We start from the raw sequence: 23,391 nt of genomic DNA, 5'->3' as shown, positions 1-23,391 counted from the left end.
GGGGTTGGTAGTGTCCGCCCGGCTGTTCGATGCCGCTACTCACGGCGGTGACAAATTTGGCCTGCTGGGGAGCTGACACGGCGTCACATTGTGCGCATTACTGGGGATTCGGGCGTTCCCTGCCGCGCACGACGAGTACGACACCGGCGGCTGCCAGCACGAGCCCGGCCGCTCCTGCGCCGATCGGCGCGATGTCACCCAGCGCCCGCAGTCTGCCGCTGTCCGACTTCGCCAGCGCCACCATCTCGCGCTGGGTGTCCTGGGTGAACTCCAGCCCCGCGCTGTCCAGCAGAACCACCTTCGCCTCATCGGCACCGGGGGCGCGCAGTGTCTTGCGGGGAGCGATCCTCGCGTTCATGATGCGGCCGGTGCGTCGTTCGACGACGAGCTCGATGCCCTTGTTGGCGTACCACTCCTCGGCATGGACCTGGCTCTGCTTCGGCAGGCCGACCAGCCGTCCCGGTACCTGGCGGGTGCCGGTCCGGGTGTCGTTCACGGATCCGGTGAACCGATAACCCTCGTAGCCCGCGACCTTCTTGGTGCCCTTGAACTCCAGCCGCACAGTGGCTCCGAGCGTGTTGTCCCACCAGAGGTAAGCGCGCTTCTGCACGTCGAAGGGGAACTTGAGGTAGGCCTCGCCCTGATACTCCGGCGTCTCCCCGCAGCAGTGCACCGGAGCGTTGGTCCTGCGGTCGGTCACCCAGCGCTCCAGCGTCCACTGGTAGGACCTGCGCGGGTCGCGGAAGGCCAGCGTGTCCGGCGTGTCGATGGCTGTGGACACGTCCCACACCGCCCGCCCGCTGCGCTCGCTCGCGGCGACATCGCCCAGCACCCGCCGGGTGATGGTGATCGGTTTGTCCCGGACGGGTCTGACGTTGTTGGTGTCGAAATACTCGCCGGTGCCGGTGAACACCGTGGTGACATCGACATCGGTCGGGGTGCGTTCGGCGCGTGGTTCCACGTACCGGGCGAGCAGCGGAGCCAGTACGAGCAGAAAGACGCCGATACCCAACAGGACCAGCGACAACGGCGAAGCGGTACGACGCATGGGGGGCACTCCCGGGCCGATGGTGGATTCAGGACGGTGCGCGTCTGTACGGGCCGGGACCGTAAGCGCCCTCTTGACGGAGTGTCAATGCCCCTCACAGACTGGGCAATCGCCGAGCCGGGGCCGTGGGGCGGGGTGCCTTCCGACCGAAAGGCTCGCTGGACCATGCACAGACTCACCGCTGCCGTGCTGACCGCCATGGCCGCCGCCGTCCTCGCCGTGGGGGCTGCCTTCGGCATCGTTGCCGCCCTGAACGCCACGCCCGAGCAGCCCAATGTGCCCCTCGTCTCGTTCGAGACGGGTCGGCCGACAGCATCCCCGCAGCCGTAGCCGACCAGCAGCGAGGGAGGAAGCCATGCCCGTGCGCACGGCCTGGCGGGAAGTACCCCGCCTGCGGGCACGTAGATTCGCAGCCCTGGCCATGGCCGAGGTGCCCGCACTCGCCCAGGTCATCCTGGTCGAGATCCGCAAGGAGTTCCCCGGCCTGCCGCTCGTTGTCGACGACTCGGGCGAGCCCATGGCGCTGATCGGCATCCGCAGGGCGTTGGAGGACTTCGTGGACCACCTCGTGGTGGAGGAGGACCGGCCGCACGGGCGTCAGCTGGAGGTCTTCCAGGAGTTCGGCCGCGGCGAAGTGCTGCACGGCCGCAGCCTGGACTCGCTCCAGGCCATCTACCGGCTCGGCGTGCGGCTCGCGTGGCGTCGCCTCGCCGAGATCGGCCAGCAGGTCGAGATCCCGCCGCCCGCCATGTACGAGCTGGTGGAGTCGGGATTCGAGTATCTCGACGGGCTCGTCGCACAGTCCGTACGCGGCTACGTCGAGGCCGCCGCCCGCCAGGCCGGCGAACGGCTGCGGCTGCAGCAGCGGTTGATCAGCCTGCTGCTCAGTGAGCACCGCACGAAGCCGGCCGAGGCTCTCGCCGAGCATGCCGAGCGCATCGGCTGGCCACTGCCCGAACAGGTCGCCGTCGGAGTACTGCTGCGACCGGCCCCGGAGTCCGTCGCCCCGGCCGTGGGTCAGGACGTGCTGCTGGACATGGAGTACGAGCAGCCGCGCATGGTCGTCCCCGAGCCGGACGCGGCAGGCCGGCCGGAACTCCTGGAGCGCGCGATGACGGGCTGGTCCGGCGCGATGGGACCGTCGGTTCCGCTCGCCGATGCGGCCAAATCGCTGCACTGGGCCTGCGCCGCCGTACGCCTGATGGAGCGCGGGCTGCTCCCGGCCGGCCAGGTTCTGCAGTGCACGGAGCACACCGAGGCGCTGGTCCTGCTGCCGCCCGAGGAGCTGATCGAGGATCTGGCCCGTCGCTGCCTGGCGCCGCTCGACCAGTGCGCCCCGGCGCACAGCCGACGACTGGTCGAGACGCTGCTCGCCTGGCTGGAGACACGTGGTGGCGCCCCCGAGGTCGCGGCACGACTCGGCGTCCATCCGCAGACCGTGCGCTACCGATTACGCCAGATCCGCGCACTGCTGGGCGACGAGGTGGACGATCCGGACCGGCGCTTCAAGCTGGAGCTGGTGTTACGTGCCCGCCGCCTGCGCGATGCGGGGGTGGCCCGTTACGCGGGTAAACCCCTGCCGGGCGGCGGAGGGTGACGTGGAGCAGGAGTTGCGGGTGCATACGAGCGGTCGTGGACTGCACTCAGCGCTACGGGATTGTCGGAGCAGCCGGGGCCGGTCCCAGGGTTGTCGTGCCGGGGGCTGCCCGGTGGCCCAGTCCCGTGCGGTACGCGTCCAGAGCGGCTTCGGTGCGGCCGCTGCGGCGCAGTAGGTCGCCCAGCAGACGGCACAGGTCGGCCAGGTCACCGCTGGCCCCGCTGCGCTCCAGCAGAGCCAGCGCCACGACGTAGTGCTCCTCGGCGGCCTCGGCCTCCCCCCGCTCCTCGGCGATCAGCCCGAGCAGCCGGTGCGCGCCGCCCGCGTGCACCGCGCCGTGCTGGTCGCCGAGTTCCAGTAGCGCCGAGAGCAGGCCGGCCGCCTCGTCGTGCCGCCCGAGCCGCCGCAGTACATCGGCCAGCTCCACCTCCACCTGGGCGGTGTAAAGCACGGCATGCTTGGCGGCCAGCATGTCCCGGGCGGTGCGCAACTCCTTCTCGGCAAGGTCGAGTTCGCCGTTCTGAGCCTGGACGTAGCCGCGCATCCAGTGACAGTGCGCGAGATCGGTCCGCAGTCTCAGCTGCCGGTAGATCGTCTGGGCCTTGGCGAGCGAGGCGTCGGCGTCGGCCGTGCGTCCTTCGGCGAGGAACGTACGGGCCACCTGCCGGTGCATGCTCGCCACCAGTGCCGGGTCGTTGACCTGCGGCGCCAGGGCCAGGGCGAGTTCGGCGGCGTGCGCGGCGCGGGCGTGGGCGCCCATGTCGATGTATGGGCCGATGACAGCGGCGTACAGCAGTACCAGCGCCTCGGGGTCGGCCAGTCCGCTTGCGCCCAGCTCGGCGATGGTGGACTCGAGGAGATAGCAGGCGTAGCGCAGCTCCCCGGCCAGGAGGTGCGCGATGGCGCGGCCCCGGATCGCGCGGGCGCGGCGGGGCAGCGGTTCACCGGCCAGGAGCCGCTCCGCCGCCTCGAAGTGACGTCCTGCGTTGGCCAGTTCACCGGTTTCCAGCGCGCAGTCGCCGAGTCCGAGCAGCGCCTCGGCCTGCTCGGGAGCGAGGTCGAGGTGTTCCGCGTCGGTGAGGAGACGACGGTAGCTGACGGCAGCCTCGTCGGCGGAGCCGGTGGCGAGCTGCTGCTGGGCGTCGGTGAGGGCGAGCCGCAGCTCGGTGGCCAGATGCGCGGGGCGTCCGGTGGCCAGCTCCTCGAACGACGTGCCGAGCCGCTCCGCGAGGAAGCGCAGCGCGGTCTCGGAGGGCCGGACCTTGCCGGACTCCAGTGTCGAGATGTACGCGGGGGTGTATGAGGAATCAGCCAACTGTCGCTGTGTCAGGCCGCGTTGGTTACGCAGTCGCTGCACCCGGCGGCCGATTTCAGCCGGTTCATCCATGGGGACCCCCCTGGTTCTCGAACTCCCCAGTATTCCGGGGCTGTAGGGATTGCGCACGTCCTGTACCTCCGCCTAGTTTAAGCATCTAGTTCATTGCGTTTACTCAGCTACTTAACTTTCGCATCAGGGGGAGGATTTCATGCGTTCAGCACGGCGCAGAGTTATGGCGGCGGTCGGCGCGGCCGCGGCCCTCGCGGCCGTACTGGCCGCCGCACCCGGCAGCGCGACCGCGGATCCGGCGCCGCCCGGCAGGGCCGGGGTGGAGGTCGAGATACCCGGGCCGGAACACGGCACAGCCGCCGGATCCGGCCACACACGGGTACCGGCCGACGGCCGGAGCCGGCCCGCGCCCCGGCTCTCGGCGGCCGAGGAAGCCGCCGACGGTGAGGTGACCAAGCTGGTGGACAACGGCTCCACCGCCGACCGGCTGGACATCGTCGTCGTCGGGGACGGCTATACCGCCGCAGAGCAGGGCCAGTTCCACACCGACGCCAAGGAGAAATGGGCCGAGGTCGCGGCCGTCGAGCCGTACACGACGTACCAGGGCCTCTTCAATGTCTGGGCGGTCGACGCCGTGTCGAACCAGTCCGGCGTCTCGGGCGACCCAAGTCCGTCCGCCGTCCGGGACACCGCCCTGGGCTCGTATTTCTGGTGCGACGACATCGAGCGACTGCTGTGCGTCGACCAGGACAAGGTCGACGGGTACGTGGCGAAAGCGCCGGAGGCCGACTTGGTGCTCGTTCTCGCCAACAGCGCCAAGTACGGTGGCGCGGGCTACAACGAGCCGAGCGCGACCCTCGGCTACGAGGGCATCTCGACCGCTTCGGCGGGCAACGAGAAGTCCGGCCAGGTCGCCATCCACGAGACCGGCCACTCGCTGGGCAAGCTCGCCGACGAGTACTCCTACGCCGGCTACCCGGGCTACGAGGAGTACACGGGCCCCGAGCCCGACGAAGCCAATATCTCCACACTGGCCGCCGGGGACATGGCCGGGCAGCGCGCCAAGTGGCACCGCTGGCTCGGCGAGGAGTCGCCCGACGGCGGCACGGTCGGCACATACGAGGGCGGGGGCTACTTCGTCACGGGGCTGTCCCGGCCCACCGACAACTCCCTGATGCGTTCTCTCGGCAAGCCCTTCAACCTGCCCGGTGTCGAGGCGATGATCGCCGGCTTCTACCGCCATGCGCGGATCGTCACCGCGGTCACCCCCACCGATCGCACCCTCCGGCTGGGAGACACCGCGAAGGCCGCCGTACCCCGGCTGACGGGTGCGGACGGGCGTCAGCTCAGGATCCGCTGGTATCTGGACGGCAGGGAGTTGAAGCCCTTCGCGGGCCGTACTCAGGTGCGGGTGTCGGACCTGGCCCTAAGGCTGCTCGACCTGCGCACGCACAAGTTGTCGATCACCGCCGAGGACCGTACGCCTTCGGCGCGAGACCCGAAAATCGCCGGAACGCTGAAGTCCACCACCAGCTGGAAGATCCGGCTCTGACGTCACCCGGCCCGAGCGCTCCGACGCGGACTCCCGGGCAGCGGCGGACAGTGGGCACGCAGCGGGCCGTCCGCCCTCGTCAGGTGTCACGAGGGGGTGCTGATGCGCAGCAGCGGATCAGCACCCCCCTCGGCGCTTGACCTCTGGGTTCTCAGGCCGCCGCAGCGGCGAGAGTTGGCGCTCGATCGGCACGCGGACGGCTCGGGATCAGTCGCTCCGGCCCGCCTTGAGCGGCGGGAGTCTCGGCTTCCCTGAGCAGTTCGATCAGTGAGGTGCGGGCGCGGGCCACGCGTGAGCGGACGGTGCCGATCGGGCACCCTATGGTCGCGGCGGCATCTGCGTAGGGGAGCCCGAGGAGTTGGGTGAGTACGAACGCTTCGCGGCGTTCGGCCGGGAGGACCGCCAGGAGTTCGGCGAGCGCGATTCCGTCCTCGAAGCCGGGCAGGTCGCGTGGCTGTGCCCGTTCGGCGGCGGACTGCCAGTCGTCCCTGTCCGACACCTTGGGACGGGCGGCGGTGTAGCGGAGGCTGTCCACGACGGTGCGCCGGGCGATGGAGAGCAGCCAGGTACGGGCGGAGGAGCGGCCCTCGAACCGGTGGAGGCTGCCGAGTGCGCGCAGAAACGTGTCCTGGGTGAGGTCGTCGGCTGCTTGGGGGTCGGCGCTGAGGTAGGCCACATAGCGCCAGACGTCGCGGTGCAGGGCGCGGACGAAGCGGTCCACGGCATCGGGGGCGCCGTCGCGTGCTGCGAGCGCCAGGCGCGTCACCGGTTCGTCGGCACCGTGTGTGTGACGCGAGGGCCTTGCGTCGGCGGTGGCTCGGTGTTGGGGCAGGGCAGGGGTCATCGCCTGATGTCCTTCTGGAAATCCGGGAACCGGCACCGCGCGGTGGGGCAGGCCGGTGAGTCGTACGGCACTGCCGATGGGCGGCGCCGATGCCCGAGACGTGCGGTGGCACACCAGCACGTCCGGGAAGCCAGCTGTCAGATGACAGCGGTCCCGGACGGTGGACCCCGTGAGGTGATGGCGTGGCTGAGCAGCAGCTGCCGCAGTGCACGGGTCCTGCGGTCACCCCGGGCGCGGACGCGTGGCCGATGAGGTGGCGTGGGGAGACGGAACAGCAGGCGCAGCGGGGCGACGAGCCATCCGGCGACGGCGCGCAGGAGGCTGAAGGCGGCCTGTTCTCCGTACGCGAGCCAGAGGCCGCACAGGAGCGCGGCCAGCAGGTGGGCGCCAAGCATCCCTGCCGGAGACATGCCGACGATGTCGTGCCCGGCAGACATCGTCGTGCCGTCCGTCATGGCCATGGCTGTGGCGCCGGGGGGCGGCTGGTGAACGTGGTGGCCGAGCCCGGCGTCGGTCACGGCCCGCACGGCTTCGGAAGGAGTGACAGCGCCGGATTCCGTCGCCCTGCACAGCAGGTACTGCGCCCACTGTTGGGCGAAGGAGGCACTGTCGGACACCGAAGGATGAACCGCTGCCTGGGCCAGTGAGAACCCGGTGTGCAGTGCCGCTTGAGCGGCGACAACTGTCGACGTGACGCTGAGAACGCTGCGTTGCCGGTCGGCGAGGATCCAGGCCGTCGCGGCTGTAGTGGCGAACGCGGCGGACATGGCCCACCAGGGGACGGCCACCCCCGACATGAGGAGGTGGCCGAGAGCTGCGAGCAGCACGCAGGTGGCTGCGAACACCGCAGCCCGTACCGCGCGACAACATCGACCCGGAGTCATGGCGAGTCCATCCTTGCATCCCCCTCGTGGTCACCATGCGTGGGTACGAAATGTTCCGGCGCCGACCTCACTCGGAAGCATGTGGCGCAGGCCACAACTGGCGTAGGGAACTTCAGCGTTGAGCGGGCCGACTCCTGACGTGGCCCGAGGGGCGTCCAGTTGGGTGGAACGGAGACATCGGTGGGGGCAGAGCAAGGGGCGCCGACGGCGTCAGCAGCAGGAGCGGATGGTCGGTTGACGGCGCTGCTCACCTGCGCCATGGCGTTCTCGATGATGCAACTCTTCCTGCTCGGGGCGCTCGGCCCGCGCCTGGTGGACGAACTGGGTATCTCACCCACGGTGCTGGGCCTGACGACGACGATCGGCTTCGGGACAGCGGCGGTGCTGTCCCCCACGGGCGGGTGGATCGTGGACCGGATCGGCCCGAGGCGCGCGCTCGTTGCGCTGCTGGTGGTGTCCGCCGCCGCGCTCGCGCTGATCGGCGCGGCGCCCGGTGCCGGGTTCCTCCTCGTGGCGGTTGCGCTGGGCGGTCTGCCTCAGGCCCTGGCCAACCCGGCGACCAACAAGGCGATTCTGGCCGGCGTTCCGCCGGTCCGGCGGGGCTCGGTGACCGGGATGAAGCAGTCGGGGGTGCAGCTGGGTGCGTTCGCGGCCGGGCTGCCCCTGACGGCGCTGGCCGCAGGCGTCGGCTGGCGTGGCACGGTGTGGACCGCAGCCGGCACGGCGGCGGTGGCGGCCCTGTGGACGCTGCGTGCGCTGCCTGCCGATCCTCCGGTGAGGGGGGCAGGTTCTCGGTCGTCGCTGGTGCCGCGCGGAGCCATCGCCTGGCTGACGGTGTTCTCTCTGCTGCTGGGCTGCGGAATCGCATCGGTCAACACCTACTTGGCGCTGTTCGGCGCGCAGCGACTCGGCTTGGGGCCCACCGCGGCCGGCGCCCTCGTGGCGGTGCTGGGCGTGGCGGGGATCGCCGGCCGGGTGGGCTGGTCGAAGGCGGCCCGGCCGGGGCGCGCCGAATGGCTGCCGGGATGGCTCGCGGCCGGTGCGGTCGGAGCGGCTCTGCTCCTCGCGGCCGCGTTGCTCGTGCATCCGCTGGTGTGGATGGCGGCGGTGGCAGTGGGCGTGTTCGCCGTGTCGGGCAATGCCGTCTCCATGGTGCTGGTCATGCAGCGCGCCGCCCCCGGCCGGGCCGGCCAGGACTCGGCGCTCGTCTCCGCCGGGTTCTTCGCCGGCTTCGCCGTAGGTCCGCCGGTCTTCGGCGCACTCGCGGAAGCCGGTCACTACGGGCCCGGCTGGCTGCTGGTCGCCGCGGAGTTCGCGGCAGCCTGCGCAGTCGCGATGACCTGGGCAGTACGGGAGCGACGGCAGCGCGCGGTGAGTCCGGCGTGACCCCGGCCGACTGGGCCGGGCGCGCACTGGAGGACGTCCTCGACCGGGCCGCCGTCACCGCGGCCGAAGTCGGCCATCGCTTCCCCCTGTTCGCCGACCCGGACACGGGCCGCTGGGTGACCACCGGCCGTGGTTCGTGGACCGGTGGGTTCTGGGCCGGGCTGCTGTGGCTGCGGGCCCGGCACACCGGCGACGAGGCCGACCGGGCCTTCGCCTCCGCGTGCACGGCGCGGCTGGCCGGCTGGGTGGAGGCCGACACCGCCACCCGTGGTCTGATCCACTGGTACGGAACCGCTCTGGCCGTCGGTGATGCCGGAGCGGAAGAGCTGCGCAACCGAGCCGCCCGGGCCTGTCTGACCGCGCTGGACCCCGAACTCGGTCTGGTCCCCTGGGGATCTGCGTTCGGTGGACCCAGGTTGCTGGCCCGCGTGGACGGAGTCCCCGGCATGGTGCCGCTGCTCGCCACCGCGGGCCTCGAGGGCGCCGCGGCAGCCGCCTCCCACCTTCACCGGCATATCGACCTGTGCCTCCGCGAGGGGTTGGCGCCGGCCCTGCGCTTCGAGGCGGACTCGGGCTGGCAGGCATGCGATGATCCGCCGCCCGGCTGGAGCCGGGGGCGGGCATGGCTCTTGCTGGCAGTGGCCGACGCGTTGCACCGCCCCGGCGCCGCCGGGTGGAAGCCGGCCCGTTTGGAGGGCGTGGCAGCGCGGTTGGCCGCCCCGCGGACGGGGTCTGCCCGACGGATCGTTCCCCCGGCTGACGAGGCATGGCCCGACGGCCCGCAGGACACTTCGGCCGCCGCGATCACGGCGGTCGCGCTGCTGAAGCTCGCTCGCATCCGAGGACCCCGGGCGGCGGAATACTCCCACTGCGCCGTCGCGATCCTGGACCGGCTGGTCACCGCGCATCTCACCGGGCGGGACGGGGCCCGGCCGGCCGGCATGCTGCTGGACGGCTGCTACGACGCCGGGCGGGGTGCCGCCGTACGGCACGAACTGGTGTGGGGCGACTTCTTCTTGGCCCTCGGGCTCGCTGCCCTCACCGGACTGGTCGACGTCCGGGAGGTGTAGCCGGACGGCTGGTTCACAGGGGTTCGAGGCCTGAGGCGTAACTTGGAGTCGACCGGCAGATCGCGATGCTGTGCCCGGCCCACGACATCCACGCGGCCGTCGTGTGGCCGTGTCGGTTCGGTCATGGGGTCCTCCCGCGATGGCCTGTCCGGCGCGGGTCCGCGCTGAGTGCACTGCTCGGTGCGGGTCCGACACCCGGTGCCGAGGCGCCCGGTACGGGATGCTCGGTGCGGACGTGACCACGGGCGGCAGCCCGGGGGCCGTACGGCGGGTACCTCAATTCCATTGTCGTGGACGGCCGCCGCTTCGTCCGCCCGAGGTGGAGGTGCGCAGTACCCGCCGTGCGACGGACGTGATGTGCAGCTCGTCCGGGCCGTCGAGGATTCGGGCCGCACGGCCGGTACGGAAGAGCGCGGGCAGGGCTGTGTCGGGGCCGAGCCCGGCCGCGCCATGGATCTGGATGGCGGCGTCCGTCACCTGCTGAAGCATGCGGGCGGCGGCGACCTTGGCCAGGCCGACCTCCACATGCGCATCCAGCCCGGCGGCGATGAGTCCCACGGCCTCGTGGACCAGTGGGCGGGTGGTGCGCAGAGCGAGCAGCGACTCGAAGACATGCTGCTGAACCAGTTGATGGCCGGCGAGCGGACCACGTGACCCGGCGCGGGTGTTGGCGCGCCCACACATCAGCTCGAAGGCCCGCTGGGCCTGACCGAGCCAGCGCAGGCAGCGCAAGGCCCGGCCCAGTTGGAGCCGTTCTCCGGCGATGGCGAGAGCCTTGCCGCGTTCGCCGATCAGATGGTCGCCGGGGACGGTGACGCGGTCGAGTTCGATCTCCCATTGGCCGCCTGCACCGAGGACGGGCAGTTCGCGTACGACGCGGAAGCCGGGGGAGTCGGTAGGGACCACGATGAGGGAGAGCCCCTCACGGTCGGAGGGCACTCCGTCGGTTCGGGCGAGCACCGTGACCAGGTCGGCGTCGGCGGCCCCGGAGGTGAACCACTTGCGGCCGCTGACGGCCCAACTCCCGTCCGCCTCCTGCACGGCGCGCGTACTGGTCATGAAGGGATCCGTGCCCTGGACCTCCCTTTCGGTCATCGCGTAACAGGTGCGGAGCTCCCCGGCCACCAGCCGTTCGAGGTACAGGTCGCGTATCCGGGCGCAGCCGTGGCGCTGCAGCATCAGCACGTCCAGCATCGGTGCGGAGCCCAGGGCGGCCGGCCCGTGGTCGCTCGCTCCCTCGGCCTCCGCCAGTTGGGCGTACTCCGACAGGTGCAGGCCCTGGCCGCCCAGATCTGCGGGCAACGGCAAGGCCCACAGACCCTGTTCCTTGGCCTGGGTCCGCAGGTCACGCAGGGTGGCTGCGGCAATCGGGCCTCCTGCGTCCAGTACGGGCTCGCACGGCATCACCCGGCTGCGTACGAACTCCGCCACCCGGGCCCTCAACTCGACTGTCCCGGGCGAACATTCCGGAAGTCCGACCGCCAATCGGCCTCGGCTCTGCACCACTTTCCTCCAGTCTGCCGGGAACCCATGGGAACGACAGTCCGACTGTCTCTCCGTGGAACTGGTCGGGCGTGAAGGCGCCCTGGTTCCCGCGTTCCGCACATCCCCATGCGTCGGCCACCGCCGCGCCAGGAGAGGAGAGGCATGGCGTCACCAGCCACCACGCAGACGGTCCGGCCACTCGACGGGCTGCATCTCGACAGTTCGGGGCCGCTCGAGCTGACCGGCCTCGTAGCCGAGCACCTGCGGCTCCTGGGAGCCCGGACGGAGCCTGAACCGGCAGCTTCGAACCACGTTCGTAGCGTCCCTGGCGCCCGTAGCCCCCGTAACCCCCGGAGCGCGCAGATCGCGCTGACCGGTGACGGTTTCGGACCCCAGGAAGCCCGGGTGACCTGGGCGGATCCGTCGAGTGGGATCACCGACGAGGCCACCGTGCAGGCTGCCACCGGCATCATGGCCGTGCACGGCCGACGCGACGGAGAGCCGCGCGGTCTGGCTGTCGACTACGCCACCACCGCGGCGGCCGTACTCACCGTCCAAGGGCTCCTGGCCGGGCTGCTGGGGCAGGCCCGCGGTGGACCGGCGGCACGGGTGGCCACGAGCGCCGACCGGGCCGGGCTGCTGTCCGTCTCCCAGTACCTTGCCGCGACAGGGGCCGACGAAGGCGAGGCGGCCGAACTCGCCGCAGGCGGACCTCCGTTCACCGCGGGCGACGGCACCCTCTTCGAATTGGAGACCCTGGACCCGGGTGCATGGGCTGCCTTCTGGCGGGCCCTGGATGCGCCCGCCGATGCGATACGGGCAGGCTGGCGGCCCTTCCAGTTCCGGTACGCCACGGCCTGCGCACCTTTCCCACAGGCACTGCACGCGACCACGCGCGCCCAGTCCTGGCAGCGGATCCGGCAGGCGGCATCGGTCTCCGGCGCCGAGGTCTGCCCGCTGCGGACACTGGCTGAGCGTGCCGCAGAACACGACGGCGGCGCACCGTGGTCACTCACCTCTCACGCAGAGGGCTCTCGCCCCCCGGCTTCACCGCCCACTGTCGTACGGCCGCTGACGGGACTGACCGTGCTGGAGGCCGGCCGCCGTATCCAGGCCCCGCTCGCCGCACACCTCCTGGGACGGCTCGGCGCGGACGTGATCCGCATAGAGCCGCCGGGTGGTGACCCGCTGCGCGGGATGCCCCCCGCCTGTTCCGGCGTCTCCGCCCGGTGGCTCGCGCTCAACCGGGGCAAAGGGGCCGTCGAAGTGGACATCACGTCTTCGCAGGGCCGGCGTCGAGTGCGGGATCTGGCTGCCGGGGCCGATGTCTTCCTGCACAACTGGGCCCCCGGGAAGGCCGCTCAACTCGGCCTCGACCGGGACGATCTGGCCGAGGTCAATCCTGTACTGGTGTACGCGTACACCAGCGGCTGGGCCGAACGTCTCCCGGGCGCTCCGATGGGTACGGACTTCATGGTCCAGGCCCGCACCGGAGTCGGGGAAGCCGTACGCCCCGCGGGCGAGCCGCCCGCGCCGTCCCTGATGACCCTGCTCGACGTCATGGGCGGACTCCTCGGTACCGAGGCCGTACTCGCCGGGCTGCTGCTGCGCGAGCGCACCGGCCAAGGTGTCCGCGTGGACTCCTCACTGCTGGGCGCGGCCGATGTCCTCACCGCCCCCGCCCTGCGCCGGGCCGCGACCGGCGGAAGCGCGAGACGGCCGGCCGGGTTCCGCCGCCCCCTGCGTACCGCGGACGGCTGGATAGCCCCCGCCGATGCCTGCGCGGCCGCGGCCGGTGCATACGACCTGCGCGATCTGCACACCGCCGAGGCCCTGGCCCAGCTGCGTGAGCACGGCCTGACCGCAACCGCGGTCACCACCGATCTCGCCGACCTGCACCACGATCCGCGCTTCGCCGACTCGATCAGCCGCGACACGCACGGTGCCCCCGCCGTTCCCGACCCCTGGAGCTTCACGTGACCGTCGCACTGCACGACCTGCTGCCCGCCGACCTCCGCCGCTCCTGGGTGATCGACGGCACCTGCCCCGACCTCGACCTCTACAGCCTCTTCCGGGCCCGCCAGATCGCGGACCTCCACCGCACCGCCGTCCTCGACGCCAAGGGCAAACTCTGCTACACCGCTCTGGACCGCAAGGTGCGATGTCTGGCCACCGGCCTCAGAGACCTCGGCATAGGCCCAGGCGATGTCGTCGGCGTCCAACTACCCAACGGCCGCAACGCCGTTGTCGCCGATCTCGCCCTGGCCGCCCTCGGCGCCGTGGCGCTGCCCTTCCCGGTCGGCCGCGGCAGCCTGGAGGCCGAGTGTTTGCTGCGCCGTGCGGAGGCGGTCGCAGTCATCGCCGCGGTTGAGCACCGAGGCAACCATCACGCCGCCGACCTGAACACTCTGGCCCCGGCGCTGCCCGCACTGCGTCACGTCATCGCCGCCGGACCCGGCAGCGCTCCAGAAGGAACGGTTCCGCTCGCGCAGTTGCTGCGATCCGACCCGAGTGCGTTCGTCCCCGCCCGGCCGGATCCGGACAGCGCCGCCCGCATCCTCGTCTCGTCCGGCTCCGAGGCGGAGCCGAAGATGGTCGCCTACTCCCACAACGCGCTCGCGGGCGGGCGCGGCAACTTCCTCGCCTCGCTGATGCCCGAACAGACACCGCCGCGCTGCCTGTTCCTGGTGCCGCTCGCCTCGGCCTTCGGCTCCAACGGCACCGCGGTCACCCTCGCCCGGCACGGCGGGACGCTCATTCTCCTCGACCACTTCACCCCGGAAGCCGCGATCGCCGCGGTTCGCGAGCACGAGCCCACGCACATCCTGGGCGTGCCCACCATGGTGCGCATGATGCTCGACCGGCTCGACAGCACAGGCGAGAAACTGCCCGCCCCCACAGCGCTGATCCTCGGTGGCTCGGCCCTGGACGGGACCACGGCGGAGGACGCCGCCCGCGCGTTCGGCTGCCCGGTCGTCAACCTCTACGGCTCGGCCGACGGCGTCAACTGCCATACCGGGCTGGGCAGCGCGATCCCGGACGCGGACGGCCAGGGCGTGGTCGCGGGCCGTCCCGATCCTCGCGTCGCCGACATTCGTATCGCCGACACCGAGACGCACGAGCAGCTGCCGGACGGCGCGATCGGAGAGATCATCGCGCGAGGCCCGATGACCCCCATGTGCTACGTCGCCTCCCCGGACCTCGACGCCCGCTACCGCACCCCCGACGGCTGGGTCCGCACCGGAGACCTCGGATTCCTCGACGTCAACGGCACCCTTCACATCGTGGGACGCCTCAAGGACATCGTCATACGGGGCGGCGCCAACATCAGTCCCGCGGAGGTCGAGCGGGAACTGGCCGCCCACCCCCTCGTACGCGACGTGGTGTGTGTCGGCGTCCCCGACGGGGTGATGGGGGAGCGGCTGGCGGCATGTGTGGTGTCCCGCACCACCGATTCCCCGACGCTCGAGTCACTGTGTACGCACCTGACAGAGCGGGGGCTCGAGCAGCGCAAGCACCCCGAGCGCCTCCTGATGGTGGAGGAACTTCCCCTCACTCCGGCAGGCAAGCCGGACCGAGCAGGGCTGCGGCGGCGCCTGACCGACAACCTGCCGCCGGAGCGGGACCTCGCTGCGGTTCCGCTCGCTCAGGCAGGCTGACGGCGGGACCGGAGAGCGGTGCCGCACCGCTCTCCGGCCCCGATGCCTGACGAGCAGCGGGAGGGAACGCGTGGTGCGTGCCCTCCCGCTCTTCGCTACGTTGCCCGGCCCCGTCGAACGAGTCCGAACGCCACGTCCGCGACGAGGAACCCGAGCAGGGTGATGCCCAGGACCGGCAGCGCCCAGCCCAGAGCTGCGACGGCCGGTATACCCAAGATCAGCACGGGCAGCGGCAGTTGGCGCCAGACGCCGCGGGCCGGGGCCTTGCCGAGTACTGCCCTGCGGTCGACGCGCGTCGGGCGGCGCTGCCACCACATCCGGTAGCCCCAGATGGTCACGGCGGTCAGGCCGAGCGCGATCACGGCCGGCACGATCTGGTTGACGATCCCGAACAACACACCCATGTGCCCCTGTACACCGAGCTTGCTGCGCATGCCTCATCGGAGCCAGTGCACATCCGGCGCGATGGAACGGCGAGGGGGGCGAGATGTCCGCTGGGGACAGTCCGTACGGACTGCCCCCAGCCGGGAGACGCGGGGGCGCCTACCCCGTTATCGGGGGCTCAGGACCCGGACATGGCCTTCTTCAGCTCGGCGGCTGCGTTGCGGTAGACGGGCAACAGATCCAGATCCTCACCCGGGTAGTTGACGACCTTGACCTGCTTGGCGCCGGAGTCGGGCAGCACGGTTCCGGTCGACATATGGGCGTTGTCCAGGACCAGGGCGGGCTTCTTCTTGGAGAGGTCTGCCAGCTGTGCCGGGGTGACCGGCTCGGGCCCGTAAGTGCCGACGGTGGTGGCGCCCGCCAGCTTCGCGGACCAGGCGGTGAAGACCTGGGTGACGACGGCCGGGCTCTTCCCGCCGGGCCAGGCAGCCTTCAGGTCCTTGGACAACTCGGCGTACTCGGCGTCGAAGGCCGTCTTCCACTTCGCCGCGACGTCCTCGGTGCCGAACAGCTTGCCCAGCCGGGCCACTTCGGCGCCGACCTTGTCGGCGTCGTTGTCGAGGCTGACCTCGACCAGCTCGGCCTTGGAGCCGGCGGCTTCCTTGATCTTCCCGGCGTACGGCTCGAAGGGTGCGTACAACACGAAGTCGGCCTTGGCGACTGCCGCGAGGTCGGACGGCTTCGGGTCGTAGTCCGGTGCGTGGTGCACGGACTGGGGCACGATGACCTTGACGTCCTCGGCGCCCGCGGCCTTCGCGAAGGCGCCCTCCCAGGTCGTGGTGACGACCACGACCGGTTTTCCCTCCTTGCCTTCGGTGCCGCTCCTGGACGACGAGTCGCTGTCGCTTCCGCAGCCCGTGACCAGGACCAGGGCTGCGCTCAGTGCGAGGAGGGGAGTGATACGGACGCGGATGCGCGCCATGAGCTGATTCTCCGTTCGGGTATGAGATGGACGGCGAGGACGACTGCCCCCGCGGTCAGGACGAGGACCGGCCCGGGTGGCCAGTCCAGCCAGAGAGCGATGAGGAACCCGGTCAGGTTGACGGTGATGCCGATACCGACCGCCCACACGGTGATCGATCTCAGCGAGGTGCCCAGACGGCGCGCGGCGAGAGCGGGCAGCAGGGTCAGGGCGTCGACCAGTAGCGCGCCGGTGAGCTTGATCGCTCCGGCGACCGCGACCGCGACCAGTACCAGCAGCACCAGGGTCAGTCCGCGTACTGGGACGCCCGAGCACTGCGCGAGTTCACGGTCGTACAGCAGCAGCGCCACATCGCGGCGTCGCCACCAGAACAGCCCGGGTACGACGACGGCGAGCACCCCCAGCACCACCAGATCCGCGGTGCCGACGGACAGGATCGACCCCCACAGCAACGCGAACGCGCCCGAGGCGTTGACTCCCGAGACCGCGAGGACCAGCAGCGCGGCCGCGATCGCGAGACTCATCAGCAGGCCCATCGCGCCGGACAGGCCGTCCGGGGTGCGGGCGAGCGGAGCGACCCCCGCACCGGCCAGGGCGCAGGCCACCAGCGCGCAGAGCATCGGGTCGAGTCCGGTCAGGATGCCGACCGCGATGCCCAGCAGAGCGACGTGCATCATCGCGAACCGGACCGGCATGATGTCGAGCCCGACGATGACCACCCCGATCACCGGTAGTCCGATCGCGGCCAACAGCAGGGCGAACCCGGCCCGCTGCACGGGCAGGAGTTGCAGGAGTTCACCGAGGTCGGCGGTGGCGAGGGTCACCGGACCTCCCGCAGCCGGCCCGCGGCCATCTCCAGTACCCGGTCGCAGCGGTCCGCGAGAGACCGGTCGTGTGTCACCACGACCAGCGTCACCGGCAGGGAGGTGAGGACGTCCGCCGCCTCCGACTGGCCGCTGAAGTCGAGGGCAGCGGTGGGTTCGTCGGCCAGGAGCACCTCGGCTCCGGCGGCGACGCAACCGATCGCCCGGGCAAGGTACATCCGCTGCAACTGCCCGCCGGAGAGGGTGTGCAGGGGCCGCTCGGTCAGCGACCCCACACCGAGCCGGGCAGCGGCTTCGGTGGCCTCCTCCGGCGCGGTGCTGCTGGCCAGCAACTCGTCACCCAGCAGAGGGAATCGGCCCGCCGCCGGCTTCTGCGGAATCCAGGCGCACGCACGCCGCCGCCAGGCCCATTCCGCGGGCGAGCGGGTGTCCCGGCCGCCGACCTGGATCGATCCGGTCACCTGCCTGTGCAGGCCGAGGACGGCACGCAGCAGCGTGGTCTTGCCCGAGCCGTTGGTCCCGGTCAGCGCCACGCGTTCACCGGCCGCGATCTCCAGATCCACGTCGGCGACTGCTTCGACCCGGCCATGGCGGCAGGCGACCTCCCGCATGCGTACATTCAGCCCGCCCATCACACGCCCCTCATTCATCCGTAGCCGCAGGGGTACGACGGGTGTCCGCCCTCCCACGCGGCAGTAGTCGGATGACGGCCGTGTCAGGTTCCGGCGAACCGGCAACTGTTTCCGTACGCGTTTCACTTCGCCCGAAGGCCCGGCCGCCCCGGAGCGGCGACCTCCCTCATGTAGTCGTGCCGAGACCTCGTCCGGTTTCCGACTTCCCTCCGCAATCGGAAGCACTGGAAGCACTGGAAGCAAAAACGTCATGTGCCGTGCCTCGGGGGCGTGTCCCACCGAGGCTTGCGTCCTGCGTCGATCGGGCATTCCCTCGGCGTCGGGCCGCAGGAGGCCGTTCTGCGGGCGGACGCGTAACGAAAGGCGATTGCGATGACCGATATCAGTTCTCTGGAGCCCGTGGCGACGTTCTGCGGTAACTGCAACTGTGGTTGCCCCCAGCTGTTCGTCGACGAGGCCGCTCCTGCCGAGCGGAGGATCGTGATCACCGATGACTTCGGTCAGCAGGTGCAGATGAGTGCCGACCAGTTCGGCTCCATCGTCGAGGAGGCCAAGGCGGGCAAGCTGGACTCCATCGCGATCGCGTGAACCGCTGTGCCCGGTCCGGGGGCCGACTCAGCTGCCGGGCCGGACCACGACCACGACGGTGTCGACCGGTCCGCCGTGGCGGAAGTGCAGAACGAACGGGACCGTATCGCCCACTTGCCAGGGGGCCTTCATCTTCACCATCACGTCCAGGCCGCTCGGTGACATGACCACGGTGTCGCCCGCCGGGATTTCCGCAGAGTCGACCATGCGCATGAAACCGGCTCCGCTGCCGGCACTTTCGTGCCGGCTCAGCATGGCACTCTCGACGGCGGGTGACGTCACCGAGACCAGTTGGTCAGCGGCCCCACCGCTGTTGGCGATCCGGAAGAACGCCGCGGTGTCCTCGTTCTCGCCGTAGGGCAGGAAGACACGCCCGTCGCTGACCTTGATCCGTGGCGGGCTGCCGGCAGCCCCGGCCTTGGCCCAGGTCGTCAGCCCGCCCAGGGCCACCGCGCAGGCGGCCACCGGGGCGAGCGCGGCGAAGAGTCCGTCGCGCAGACGCCGACGACTCGGCCTCCAGCCCTCAGCCGCGGGTGCCCGGTCGGGATCCGTCATCGCTGAACACCTCCTCGGGGGCGACGCGTTCCGGACCGCGTGGGACGAGGCGGCGAAGGCTGCCAGGCCCGCAGACGCAGGCTGTTGCCCACCACCAGGAGCGAGCTGGCGGACATCGCGGCGGCGGCGACCATCGGGTTGAGCCAGCCGACCGCGGCCAGCGGCACGGTGACCAGGTTGTACCCGAACGCCCAGACGAGATTGGCGCGAATCGTCCCCAGGGTGCGCCGGGCGAGCCGGACCGCGTCGGCGACAGCCTCGATGTCGCCGCGTACCAGGGTCACATCGGCGGCTCCGATGGCCACGTCCGTGCCGGTGCCCATAGCGATCCCGAGATCGGCGCAGGCTAGTGCGGCGGCATCGTTCACGCCATCACCGATGACGGCGACCTGACGGTCCTCGTTCTTCAACTGCCGTATCAGGTCTGCCTTGCCCTCGGGGGTACAGCGGGCGTGCACCTGTGTGATGCCGAGTTCAGCGGCGACAGCACTGGCGGTGGCTTCTCGGTCGCCCGTGGCCAGGACCGGTTCCACTCCCAGCCGCCTCAGGCGGTCCACGGCCCGGTAGCTCCCGGGCCGCACGACGTCGCCCAGGGCGATGAGGGCCTCGTCGACGCCGTCCACCCGCAGCAGGACCGGGGTGAGCGCGGAAGTCTCCGCACAGGCCAACGCCTGTGCCAGTGACTCGGGAAGGTCGTCGCCGGGGGCACACACCTCGACACGGAGGCCGTCGACGAGACCGGTGACCCCGGCCCCCGGGGTAGCCCGGAAGCCGGTCACTTCGGGCAAGGGACGTTCGGGCAGTGCCCGCTGTGCGTACGCGGTGAGGGCGCGACCCAGCGGGTGTTCGGAACCCTGCTCCGCCGCGCCGGCCAGCCTGAGTGCAGCCTCCCGGCCGATTCCACCGGTGACCGGCGTGACCTGAGCGACGGTCATGTGCCCGGTTGTGAGGGTGCCGGTCTTGTCCAGGACGACGGTGTCGATGTGGCGCAGTGCCTCCAGTGCCTGAGGTCCGCTGACCAGGACGCCGAGCTGGGCGCCGCGGCCGGCGGCGGCCAACAGGGCGGTAGGGGTCGCCAGGCCCAGCGCGCAGGGGCAGGCAACGACCAGGATCGCCACGCACGCGGTGACGGCTGCCTGCGGGTCTGCTCCGGCACCGAGCCAGAAGCCGAGGACAGTGACAGCCAAGGCCAGAACGACCGGGACGAAGACGCCTGCCACCCTGTCCGCCAGACGCTGGGCACGAGCCTTCCCCGCTTGAGCCTCGGTCACCATCCGGGTGATCAGGGCGAGTTGGGTGTCCGCGCCGACCGCCGTGGCCCGCACGAAGAGCAGACCCCCGGCGTTGACTGCGCCCCCGACCACTGTCCGGTCAGGACCGACTTCGACGGGCTCGCTCTCCCCGGTGACCAGGGAGAGATCCAGGGCGGAACTCCCGGATACCACCACACCGTCGGTGGCTACCCGTTCCCCCGGACGGACGGTGAACTCCTGGCCCACCCTCAGCCGTTCGATCGGGATCCGCCGCTCCTGTCCGTTCTCCCGAACGGTCACGTCCTTGGCGGCCAGCCCGGCCAATGAACGCAATGCCTCACCGGTCCCGTGCCGGGCACGCGCTTCCAGGAAGCGGCCGGTCAGGACGAACAACGGCACACCGACCGCTGCCTCCAGGTAGACGTGTGCGGCATCTCCGCCCACCGAGGGAAGCAGGGTGAACGGCATGCGCATGCCCGGATCGCCCGCGCCGCCGAGGAAGAGCGCATACACGGACCAGGAGAACGATGCGACGACACCGAGCGAGACCAGGGTGTCCATGGTGGCCGCCGAGTGCCGCAGACCCCGCATCGCGCGCACGTGGAACGGCCAGGCGCTCCAGACGACCACCGGGCCGGCCAGCATGAGACACAGCCACTGCCAGTTGCGGAACTGCAGGGAGGGCACCATGGACAGCACGAGGACCGGCACGCAGAGCAGCGCCGTGATCAGCAGCCGCTCGCGTTCCCCGCGCGGTTCGCCCTCCTCCGGCTCCGACTGCCGGGTGTCTTCCTGCGGCTCGGGCGGCAGGGGCAGTTCGGCGGTGCAGCCCGCGCGTTCGACAGCAGCGACGAGGTCTTCCATGGTGATGTCGGAGGGGTGGCTCACCCTGGCCTGCCCCGTGGCGAGGTTGACCGTGGCAGTCACCCCGTCGAGCTTGGCCAGTCGTTTCTCCACTCGGTTCACGCAGGCCGCGCAGGTCATGCCGCCGACGATCAGGTCAGTGGTCACCAGCGCGCTCGCCGGTTCCACCGTCATCGTCCACCGCCCGAGTGCATGTCACCCATGCCACCGTCCCCGTGCGGTTCGGGCCCACCGTCGGAACCGGTGCCGGTGGAGTGCATGCCGGGTGCGACCGGACCGACGGCTGAACCGACCCCGTACGAGAGCGCGAACATCACCACGAGCAGCACCAGGAACCCGGTCGGCGCGGGTGGCGGCGCCCACCGGCGCAAGGCGGCGTACAGCAAGGCGGCGTACGTACGGGCAAGGGAGTGTTGCTGGTCTGCCATCGCCGCTCCAGAGACGGGCCCGCGCCGGTGTCACAGGGCGGGACGGAGGGAAACCGAGCCCGGGCGGGGGCAGTCCGCTCGGCCCATGGGTGTCATGCTGGCATGGCGACGAGCGTCGGATTCCCGGTACCACGGCCCGCTCGCACGTGACGTTTCTCCCGGCTCGCCGGGGGAACCCGTGGAGCTGTTCACACGACCACCTGTGAACGTGCCGTACGAGCTGCCGACCGTTCACTGCCGCACCGGGCTGTCTGCCGTGTTGAGGGTGCCCAGCGGATCCTGCGGCACGAGTTGGACGCGGCGGCGTTGTTCGCGGGTCCGGCCGTGGGCCGAGGGGATGAGGCGTACTCCGTCGAGAGTGACCGTACCGCCGCCGGGGCAGCGGAGTCCGACGATGGCGCGCACCAGAGTCGTCTCCCCCAGCCGGAGGAACCGACGATGCCCGTGCTGGATCCGCCGGTCACAGCGAGGTCGATGTCACGGAGGGACAGGGACACGACGGCCGCGCTGCACGAACTCCGCGTGCAGGCCGGACACTTCGAGCGTCGGACCGCCTTCGGGAAGGGGCCGTCGGCTTTGCGGGGGCCGGTGGCGGCGCGGCCGCGCCTCGGGTCAGGTCCACGACGTCGTCCGCGACCCGGGCGACCAGGTCCGCGTTCAGTCGCGGGGGGTTTCGCCCTGGGCGCGTTCGATGCCGGCATGCAGGTCGCCGGCGGCTTCCAGCGCCGCACCGGCCGAGAGCACGAGGCACGCGATCAGGGCAGCGGCAATGACATGGCTGGTCCTCCGCCGACCGGGCGTCGGCGCACCGCTGTTCAGCAGGGCGGCAACGCGGCGTGGGACGGGGCCCGTCGTGGCAGCCGGCGCGAAATCGGGGCGTCCCGCCGCGGGTGGCTGGGTGGCGCGGGCGGCCAGGGCGGCTCTGCCGATGGCCCGGGCTGCGAGGTGGCGGTCGCCGACGGCCTGGGCGGCGGTTTCGTCGGCGCTGCGCTCCAGCGCGTAGCTGAGGGGTTCGCGCAGGGCACGCAGGCCGGGATGGCACAGGCCGGCCATGTCCACCACGGTGAGGAAGAGGTGGTGACGGCCGGTCAGGTGGGCGCGTTCGTGTGCGAAGAGTGCCTCCCGTTCGGCGGCGGAGAGGGCCTGCAGCATGCCGGAGGTCACCACGACCTTGCCGGGGCGTCCGGGCAGTGCGTACGCGTCCGGGCTGTCGTCCTTCAGTACGACCAGTTCACCGTCCGCGCGGGCTGCCAGCCGCCTCGCTTGATGCAGTTGAGCCCTGCGTCGGTGCAGCCGGCGGGCCAGCACGGTGACGCACCACAGCAGGAGAGCCGCAGCCGCCGTCGCCACGGCCACGACCGCGTCGGGCGAGCCCGTCGAAAGGGGGGTGAGCAGGTCGCCGAGAGCGGCAACGGCGTGCACATGGGTGGCGCCGGGGACGACGAGCAGGGCGAGAGCGGCCGTACTGCTCACGGCAAGGCCCGCCGCTGTGATGGTGAGCAGCCAGGCAGCCGGCCCCGGGGGAAGGCAGGAGACGAGTCGCCGGCCTGTAGGGCCCGCGAGGAACGGCACGAGCAGCGGCACCCACACCATGTAGATCATGCGTCGCCCTCGTCCAGGAGGGAGCGCAGCAGCTGTTCGTCGTCGTCGCTGAGCTGGGAGACGAAGCGCGTCAGCACGGCGTTTCGGTCGTCGTCCTTGGCCAGCTCCGAATGCATACGCCGGGCGGTCAGACCGGCGGCGTCCTCGGTCGGCGTGTAGGCGTATCCGCGGCCGGAGCGGATACGGGTCACGGTGCCCTTCTCGTAGAGGCGGGACAGGATCGTCGTGACGGTCGTCCGCGCGAGTGACCCGCCCAGCGCGCTCTGCACCTGGGCAGGGGTCAGCGGGCCTTCGGCGGCCCAGAGGGTCGCCAGCACACCGGATTCCAGCTCTCCGGCGAGTCGCCGATCCGTGATCTTGTCACTCATGGGAACGCTCCTCCCGCATCCTTCGTCTACAGTGGCGTAGACCGTCTACATCACTGTAG

The 23,391-nt window shown here is 71.1% G+C and carries 22 protein-coding genes and 1 pseudogene; 8 read left to right on the top strand and 15 right to left on the bottom strand.

Translation table 11 applies throughout. The features are described 5' to 3' along the window. Nucleotides 1-97: 97 nt before the first annotated feature. The gene (locus ACFWDI_RS32875; RefSeq protein WP_385309663.1) at nucleotides 98-1,048 is read right to left on the bottom strand and encodes a DUF3068 domain-containing protein; all 951 of its coding nucleotides are present in this window, start codon (nucleotides 1,046-1,048) and stop codon (nucleotides 98-100) included. Nucleotides 1,049-1,213: 165 nt separating this feature from the next. Between ACFWDI_RS32875 and ACFWDI_RS32870 the strand changes: the two genes are divergently transcribed. Beyond that, a complete protein-coding gene (locus ACFWDI_RS32870; RefSeq protein WP_362683576.1) occupies nucleotides 1,214-1,378 on the top strand; it encodes a hypothetical protein in 165 nt (54 codons plus the stop codon). A gap of 25 nt (nucleotides 1,379-1,403) precedes the next feature. After that, entirely contained in the window at nucleotides 1,404-2,645 is a 1,242-nt protein-coding gene (locus ACFWDI_RS32865; RefSeq protein WP_385309661.1) for a PucR family transcriptional regulator, read from the top strand. Between the two features lie 52 nt (nucleotides 2,646-2,697). On the opposite strand, the gene ACFWDI_RS32860 is transcribed toward ACFWDI_RS32865, so the two are convergent. After that, a complete protein-coding gene (locus tag ACFWDI_RS32860; RefSeq protein ID WP_385309659.1) occupies nucleotides 2,698-4,032 on the bottom strand; it encodes a helix-turn-helix domain-containing protein in 1,335 nt (444 codons plus the stop codon). A gap of 139 nt (nucleotides 4,033-4,171) precedes the next feature. Here ACFWDI_RS32860 and ACFWDI_RS32855 point away from each other — a divergent pair, with 139 nt between their 5' ends. Then, nucleotides 4,172-5,524: a M64 family metallopeptidase gene (locus tag ACFWDI_RS32855; RefSeq protein WP_385309657.1), complete on the top strand. Its 1,353-nt coding sequence runs from the start codon at nucleotides 4,172-4,174 to the stop codon at nucleotides 5,522-5,524. Between the two features lie 151 nt (nucleotides 5,525-5,675). Here ACFWDI_RS32855 and ACFWDI_RS32850 read toward each other — a convergent pair whose 3' ends face one another. Together ACFWDI_RS32850 and ACFWDI_RS32845 are read right to left on the bottom strand one after the other, a co-directional pair. Beyond that, a complete protein-coding gene (locus ACFWDI_RS32850) occupies nucleotides 5,676-6,368 on the bottom strand; it encodes a sigma-70 family RNA polymerase sigma factor (RefSeq protein ID WP_385309655.1) in 693 nt (230 codons plus the stop codon). Nucleotides 6,369-6,505: 137 nt separating this feature from the next. Continuing rightward, nucleotides 6,506-7,252: a hypothetical protein gene (locus ACFWDI_RS32845; RefSeq protein WP_385309653.1), complete on the bottom strand. Its 747-nt coding sequence runs from the start codon at nucleotides 7,250-7,252 to the stop codon at nucleotides 6,506-6,508. A 234-nt stretch (nucleotides 7,253-7,486) separates the two neighbouring features. On the opposite strand from ACFWDI_RS32845, the gene ACFWDI_RS32840 reads away from it, so the two are divergent. Beyond that, nucleotides 7,487-8,638 carry an MFS transporter gene (locus ACFWDI_RS32840; RefSeq protein WP_385309651.1) on the top strand — a complete coding sequence of 384 codons (1,152 nt, stop codon included), beginning with the start codon at nucleotides 7,487-7,489 and terminating at the stop codon, nucleotides 8,636-8,638. After that, complete coding sequence (locus ACFWDI_RS32835; RefSeq protein ID WP_385309650.1) at nucleotides 8,635-9,708, top strand: sugar ABC transporter permease; 1,074 nt, start codon at nucleotides 8,635-8,637, stop codon at nucleotides 9,706-9,708. Before ACFWDI_RS32840 ends, ACFWDI_RS32835 begins: the two co-directional genes overlap by 4 nt. A gap of 276 nt (nucleotides 9,709-9,984) precedes the next feature. Here the strand turns inward: ACFWDI_RS32835 and ACFWDI_RS32830 are convergent, their stop codons facing one another. Further along, nucleotides 9,985-11,151 carry an acyl-CoA dehydrogenase family protein gene (locus ACFWDI_RS32830; RefSeq protein WP_385309649.1) on the bottom strand — a complete coding sequence of 389 codons (1,167 nt, stop codon included), beginning with the start codon at nucleotides 11,149-11,151 and terminating at the stop codon, nucleotides 9,985-9,987. A gap of 204 nt (nucleotides 11,152-11,355) precedes the next feature. Between ACFWDI_RS32830 and ACFWDI_RS32825 the strand changes: the two genes are divergently transcribed. Together ACFWDI_RS32825 and ACFWDI_RS32820 are read left to right on the top strand one after the other, a co-directional pair. Beyond that, the gene (locus ACFWDI_RS32825; protein ID WP_385309647.1) at nucleotides 11,356-13,173 is read left to right on the top strand and encodes a CoA transferase; all 1,818 of its coding nucleotides are present in this window, start codon (nucleotides 11,356-11,358) and stop codon (nucleotides 13,171-13,173) included. Next, nucleotides 13,170-14,852 (top strand): class I adenylate-forming enzyme family protein, encoded by a 1,683-nt coding sequence (locus ACFWDI_RS32820; protein WP_385309645.1) that lies wholly within the window; start codon nucleotides 13,170-13,172, stop codon nucleotides 14,850-14,852. Before ACFWDI_RS32825 ends, ACFWDI_RS32820 begins: the two co-directional genes overlap by 4 nt. A gap of 95 nt (nucleotides 14,853-14,947) precedes the next feature. Here ACFWDI_RS32820 and ACFWDI_RS32815 read toward each other — a convergent pair. From ACFWDI_RS32815 to ACFWDI_RS32800, 4 genes and pseudogenes are all read right to left on the bottom strand, one after another. Continuing rightward, a pseudogene (locus ACFWDI_RS32815) lies at nucleotides 14,948-15,280 on the bottom strand (PepSY domain-containing protein); the annotation flags it as partial. A 134-nt stretch (nucleotides 15,281-15,414) separates the two neighbouring features. Continuing rightward, nucleotides 15,415-16,218: a metal ABC transporter solute-binding protein, Zn/Mn family gene (locus ACFWDI_RS32810; RefSeq protein WP_385309643.1), complete on the bottom strand. Its 804-nt coding sequence runs from the start codon at nucleotides 16,216-16,218 to the stop codon at nucleotides 15,415-15,417. Next, on the bottom strand, nucleotides 16,176-17,042 hold the full coding sequence (locus ACFWDI_RS32805) for a metal ABC transporter permease (RefSeq protein ID WP_385309641.1): 867 nt from the start codon (nucleotides 17,040-17,042) through the stop codon (nucleotides 16,176-16,178). The genes ACFWDI_RS32810 and ACFWDI_RS32805 overlap by 43 nt, the downstream gene beginning before the upstream one ends. Then, nucleotides 17,039-17,674, bottom strand: coding sequence for an ATP-binding cassette domain-containing protein (locus tag ACFWDI_RS32800; RefSeq protein WP_385309639.1), 636 nt, complete (start codon nucleotides 17,672-17,674; stop codon nucleotides 17,039-17,041). The genes ACFWDI_RS32805 and ACFWDI_RS32800 overlap by 4 nt, the downstream gene beginning before the upstream one ends. A 372-nt stretch (nucleotides 17,675-18,046) precedes the next feature. Between ACFWDI_RS32800 and ACFWDI_RS32795 the strand changes: the two genes are divergently transcribed. Beyond that, nucleotides 18,047-18,262: a hypothetical protein gene (locus tag ACFWDI_RS32795; RefSeq protein ID WP_362683615.1), complete on the top strand. Its 216-nt coding sequence runs from the start codon at nucleotides 18,047-18,049 to the stop codon at nucleotides 18,260-18,262. Between the two features lie 27 nt (nucleotides 18,263-18,289). Here the strand turns inward: ACFWDI_RS32795 and ACFWDI_RS32790 are convergent, their stop codons facing one another. From ACFWDI_RS32790 to ACFWDI_RS32765, 6 genes are all read right to left on the bottom strand, one after another. Beyond that, entirely contained in the window at nucleotides 18,290-18,817 is a 528-nt protein-coding gene (locus tag ACFWDI_RS32790; protein WP_385309637.1) for a copper chaperone PCu(A)C, read from the bottom strand. After that, nucleotides 18,814-21,108, bottom strand: coding sequence for a heavy metal translocating P-type ATPase (locus ACFWDI_RS32785; RefSeq protein WP_385309635.1), 2,295 nt, complete (start codon nucleotides 21,106-21,108; stop codon nucleotides 18,814-18,816). The genes ACFWDI_RS32790 and ACFWDI_RS32785 overlap by 4 nt, the downstream gene beginning before the upstream one ends. Further along, nucleotides 21,105-21,362: a hypothetical protein gene (locus ACFWDI_RS32780; protein ID WP_385309633.1), complete on the bottom strand. Its 258-nt coding sequence runs from the start codon at nucleotides 21,360-21,362 to the stop codon at nucleotides 21,105-21,107. Before ACFWDI_RS32780 ends, ACFWDI_RS32785 begins: the two co-directional genes overlap by 4 nt. A 231-nt stretch (nucleotides 21,363-21,593) precedes the next feature. After that, nucleotides 21,594-21,767, bottom strand: coding sequence for a hypothetical protein (locus ACFWDI_RS32775; protein WP_385309631.1), 174 nt, complete (start codon nucleotides 21,765-21,767; stop codon nucleotides 21,594-21,596). 252 nt (nucleotides 21,768-22,019) lie between these two features. Further along, nucleotides 22,020-22,964 (bottom strand): M56 family metallopeptidase, encoded by a 945-nt coding sequence (locus tag ACFWDI_RS32770; protein WP_385309629.1) that lies wholly within the window; start codon nucleotides 22,962-22,964, stop codon nucleotides 22,020-22,022. Continuing rightward, on the bottom strand, nucleotides 22,961-23,332 hold the full coding sequence (locus ACFWDI_RS32765; RefSeq protein ID WP_362683630.1) for a BlaI/MecI/CopY family transcriptional regulator: 372 nt from the start codon (nucleotides 23,330-23,332) through the stop codon (nucleotides 22,961-22,963). Before ACFWDI_RS32765 ends, ACFWDI_RS32770 begins: the two co-directional genes overlap by 4 nt. Nucleotides 23,333-23,391 lie beyond the last annotated feature (59 nt).

It is taken from the genome of Streptomyces sp. NPDC060064 (genome assembly GCF_042736455.1).
Taxonomy (GTDB): Bacteria; Actinomycetota; Actinomycetes; order Streptomycetales; family Streptomycetaceae; genus Streptomyces.
Note: the sequence above shows the minus strand (reverse complement) of the source record. Positions and strands in the feature narration are given on the sequence as shown.

Coding starts and splice junctions, on each gene's coding strand:
- ACFWDI_RS32785 (WP_385309635.1), bottom strand. CDS start 21,108: ATGACGGTGGAACCGGCGAGCGCGCTGGTGACCACTGACCTGATCGTC.
- ACFWDI_RS32790 (WP_385309637.1), bottom strand. CDS start 18,817: ATGACGGATCCCGACCGGGCACCCGCGGCTGAGGGCTGGAGGCCGAGT.
- ACFWDI_RS32845 (WP_385309653.1), bottom strand. CDS start 7,252: ATGACTCCGGGTCGATGTTGTCGCGCGGTACGGGCTGCGGTGTTCGCA.
- ACFWDI_RS32770 (WP_385309629.1), bottom strand. CDS start 22,964: ATGATCTACATGGTGTGGGTGCCGCTGCTCGTGCCGTTCCTCGCGGGC.
- ACFWDI_RS32870 (WP_362683576.1), top strand. CDS start 1,214: ATGCACAGACTCACCGCTGCCGTGCTGACCGCCATGGCCGCCGCCGTC.
- ACFWDI_RS32795 (WP_362683615.1), top strand. CDS start 18,047: ATGACCGATATCAGTTCTCTGGAGCCCGTGGCGACGTTCTGCGGTAAC.
- ACFWDI_RS32850 (WP_385309655.1), bottom strand. CDS start 6,368: ATGACCCCTGCCCTGCCCCAACACCGAGCCACCGCCGACGCAAGGCCC.
- ACFWDI_RS32875 (WP_385309663.1), bottom strand. CDS start 1,048: ATGCGTCGTACCGCTTCGCCGTTGTCGCTGGTCCTGTTGGGTATCGGC.
- ACFWDI_RS32765 (WP_362683630.1), bottom strand. CDS start 23,332: ATGAGTGACAAGATCACGGATCGGCGACTCGCCGGAGAGCTGGAATCC.
- ACFWDI_RS32800 (WP_385309639.1), bottom strand. CDS start 17,674: ATGGGCGGGCTGAATGTACGCATGCGGGAGGTCGCCTGCCGCCATGGC.
- ACFWDI_RS32855 (WP_385309657.1), top strand. CDS start 4,172: ATGCGTTCAGCACGGCGCAGAGTTATGGCGGCGGTCGGCGCGGCCGCG.
- ACFWDI_RS32810 (WP_385309643.1), bottom strand. CDS start 16,218: ATGGCGCGCATCCGCGTCCGTATCACTCCCCTCCTCGCACTGAGCGCA.
- ACFWDI_RS32860 (WP_385309659.1), bottom strand. CDS start 4,032: ATGGATGAACCGGCTGAAATCGGCCGCCGGGTGCAGCGACTGCGTAAC.
- ACFWDI_RS32865 (WP_385309661.1), top strand. CDS start 1,404: ATGCCCGTGCGCACGGCCTGGCGGGAAGTACCCCGCCTGCGGGCACGT.
- ACFWDI_RS32825 (WP_385309647.1), top strand. CDS start 11,356: ATGGCGTCACCAGCCACCACGCAGACGGTCCGGCCACTCGACGGGCTG.
- ACFWDI_RS32780 (WP_385309633.1), bottom strand. CDS start 21,362: ATGGCAGACCAGCAACACTCCCTTGCCCGTACGTACGCCGCCTTGCTG.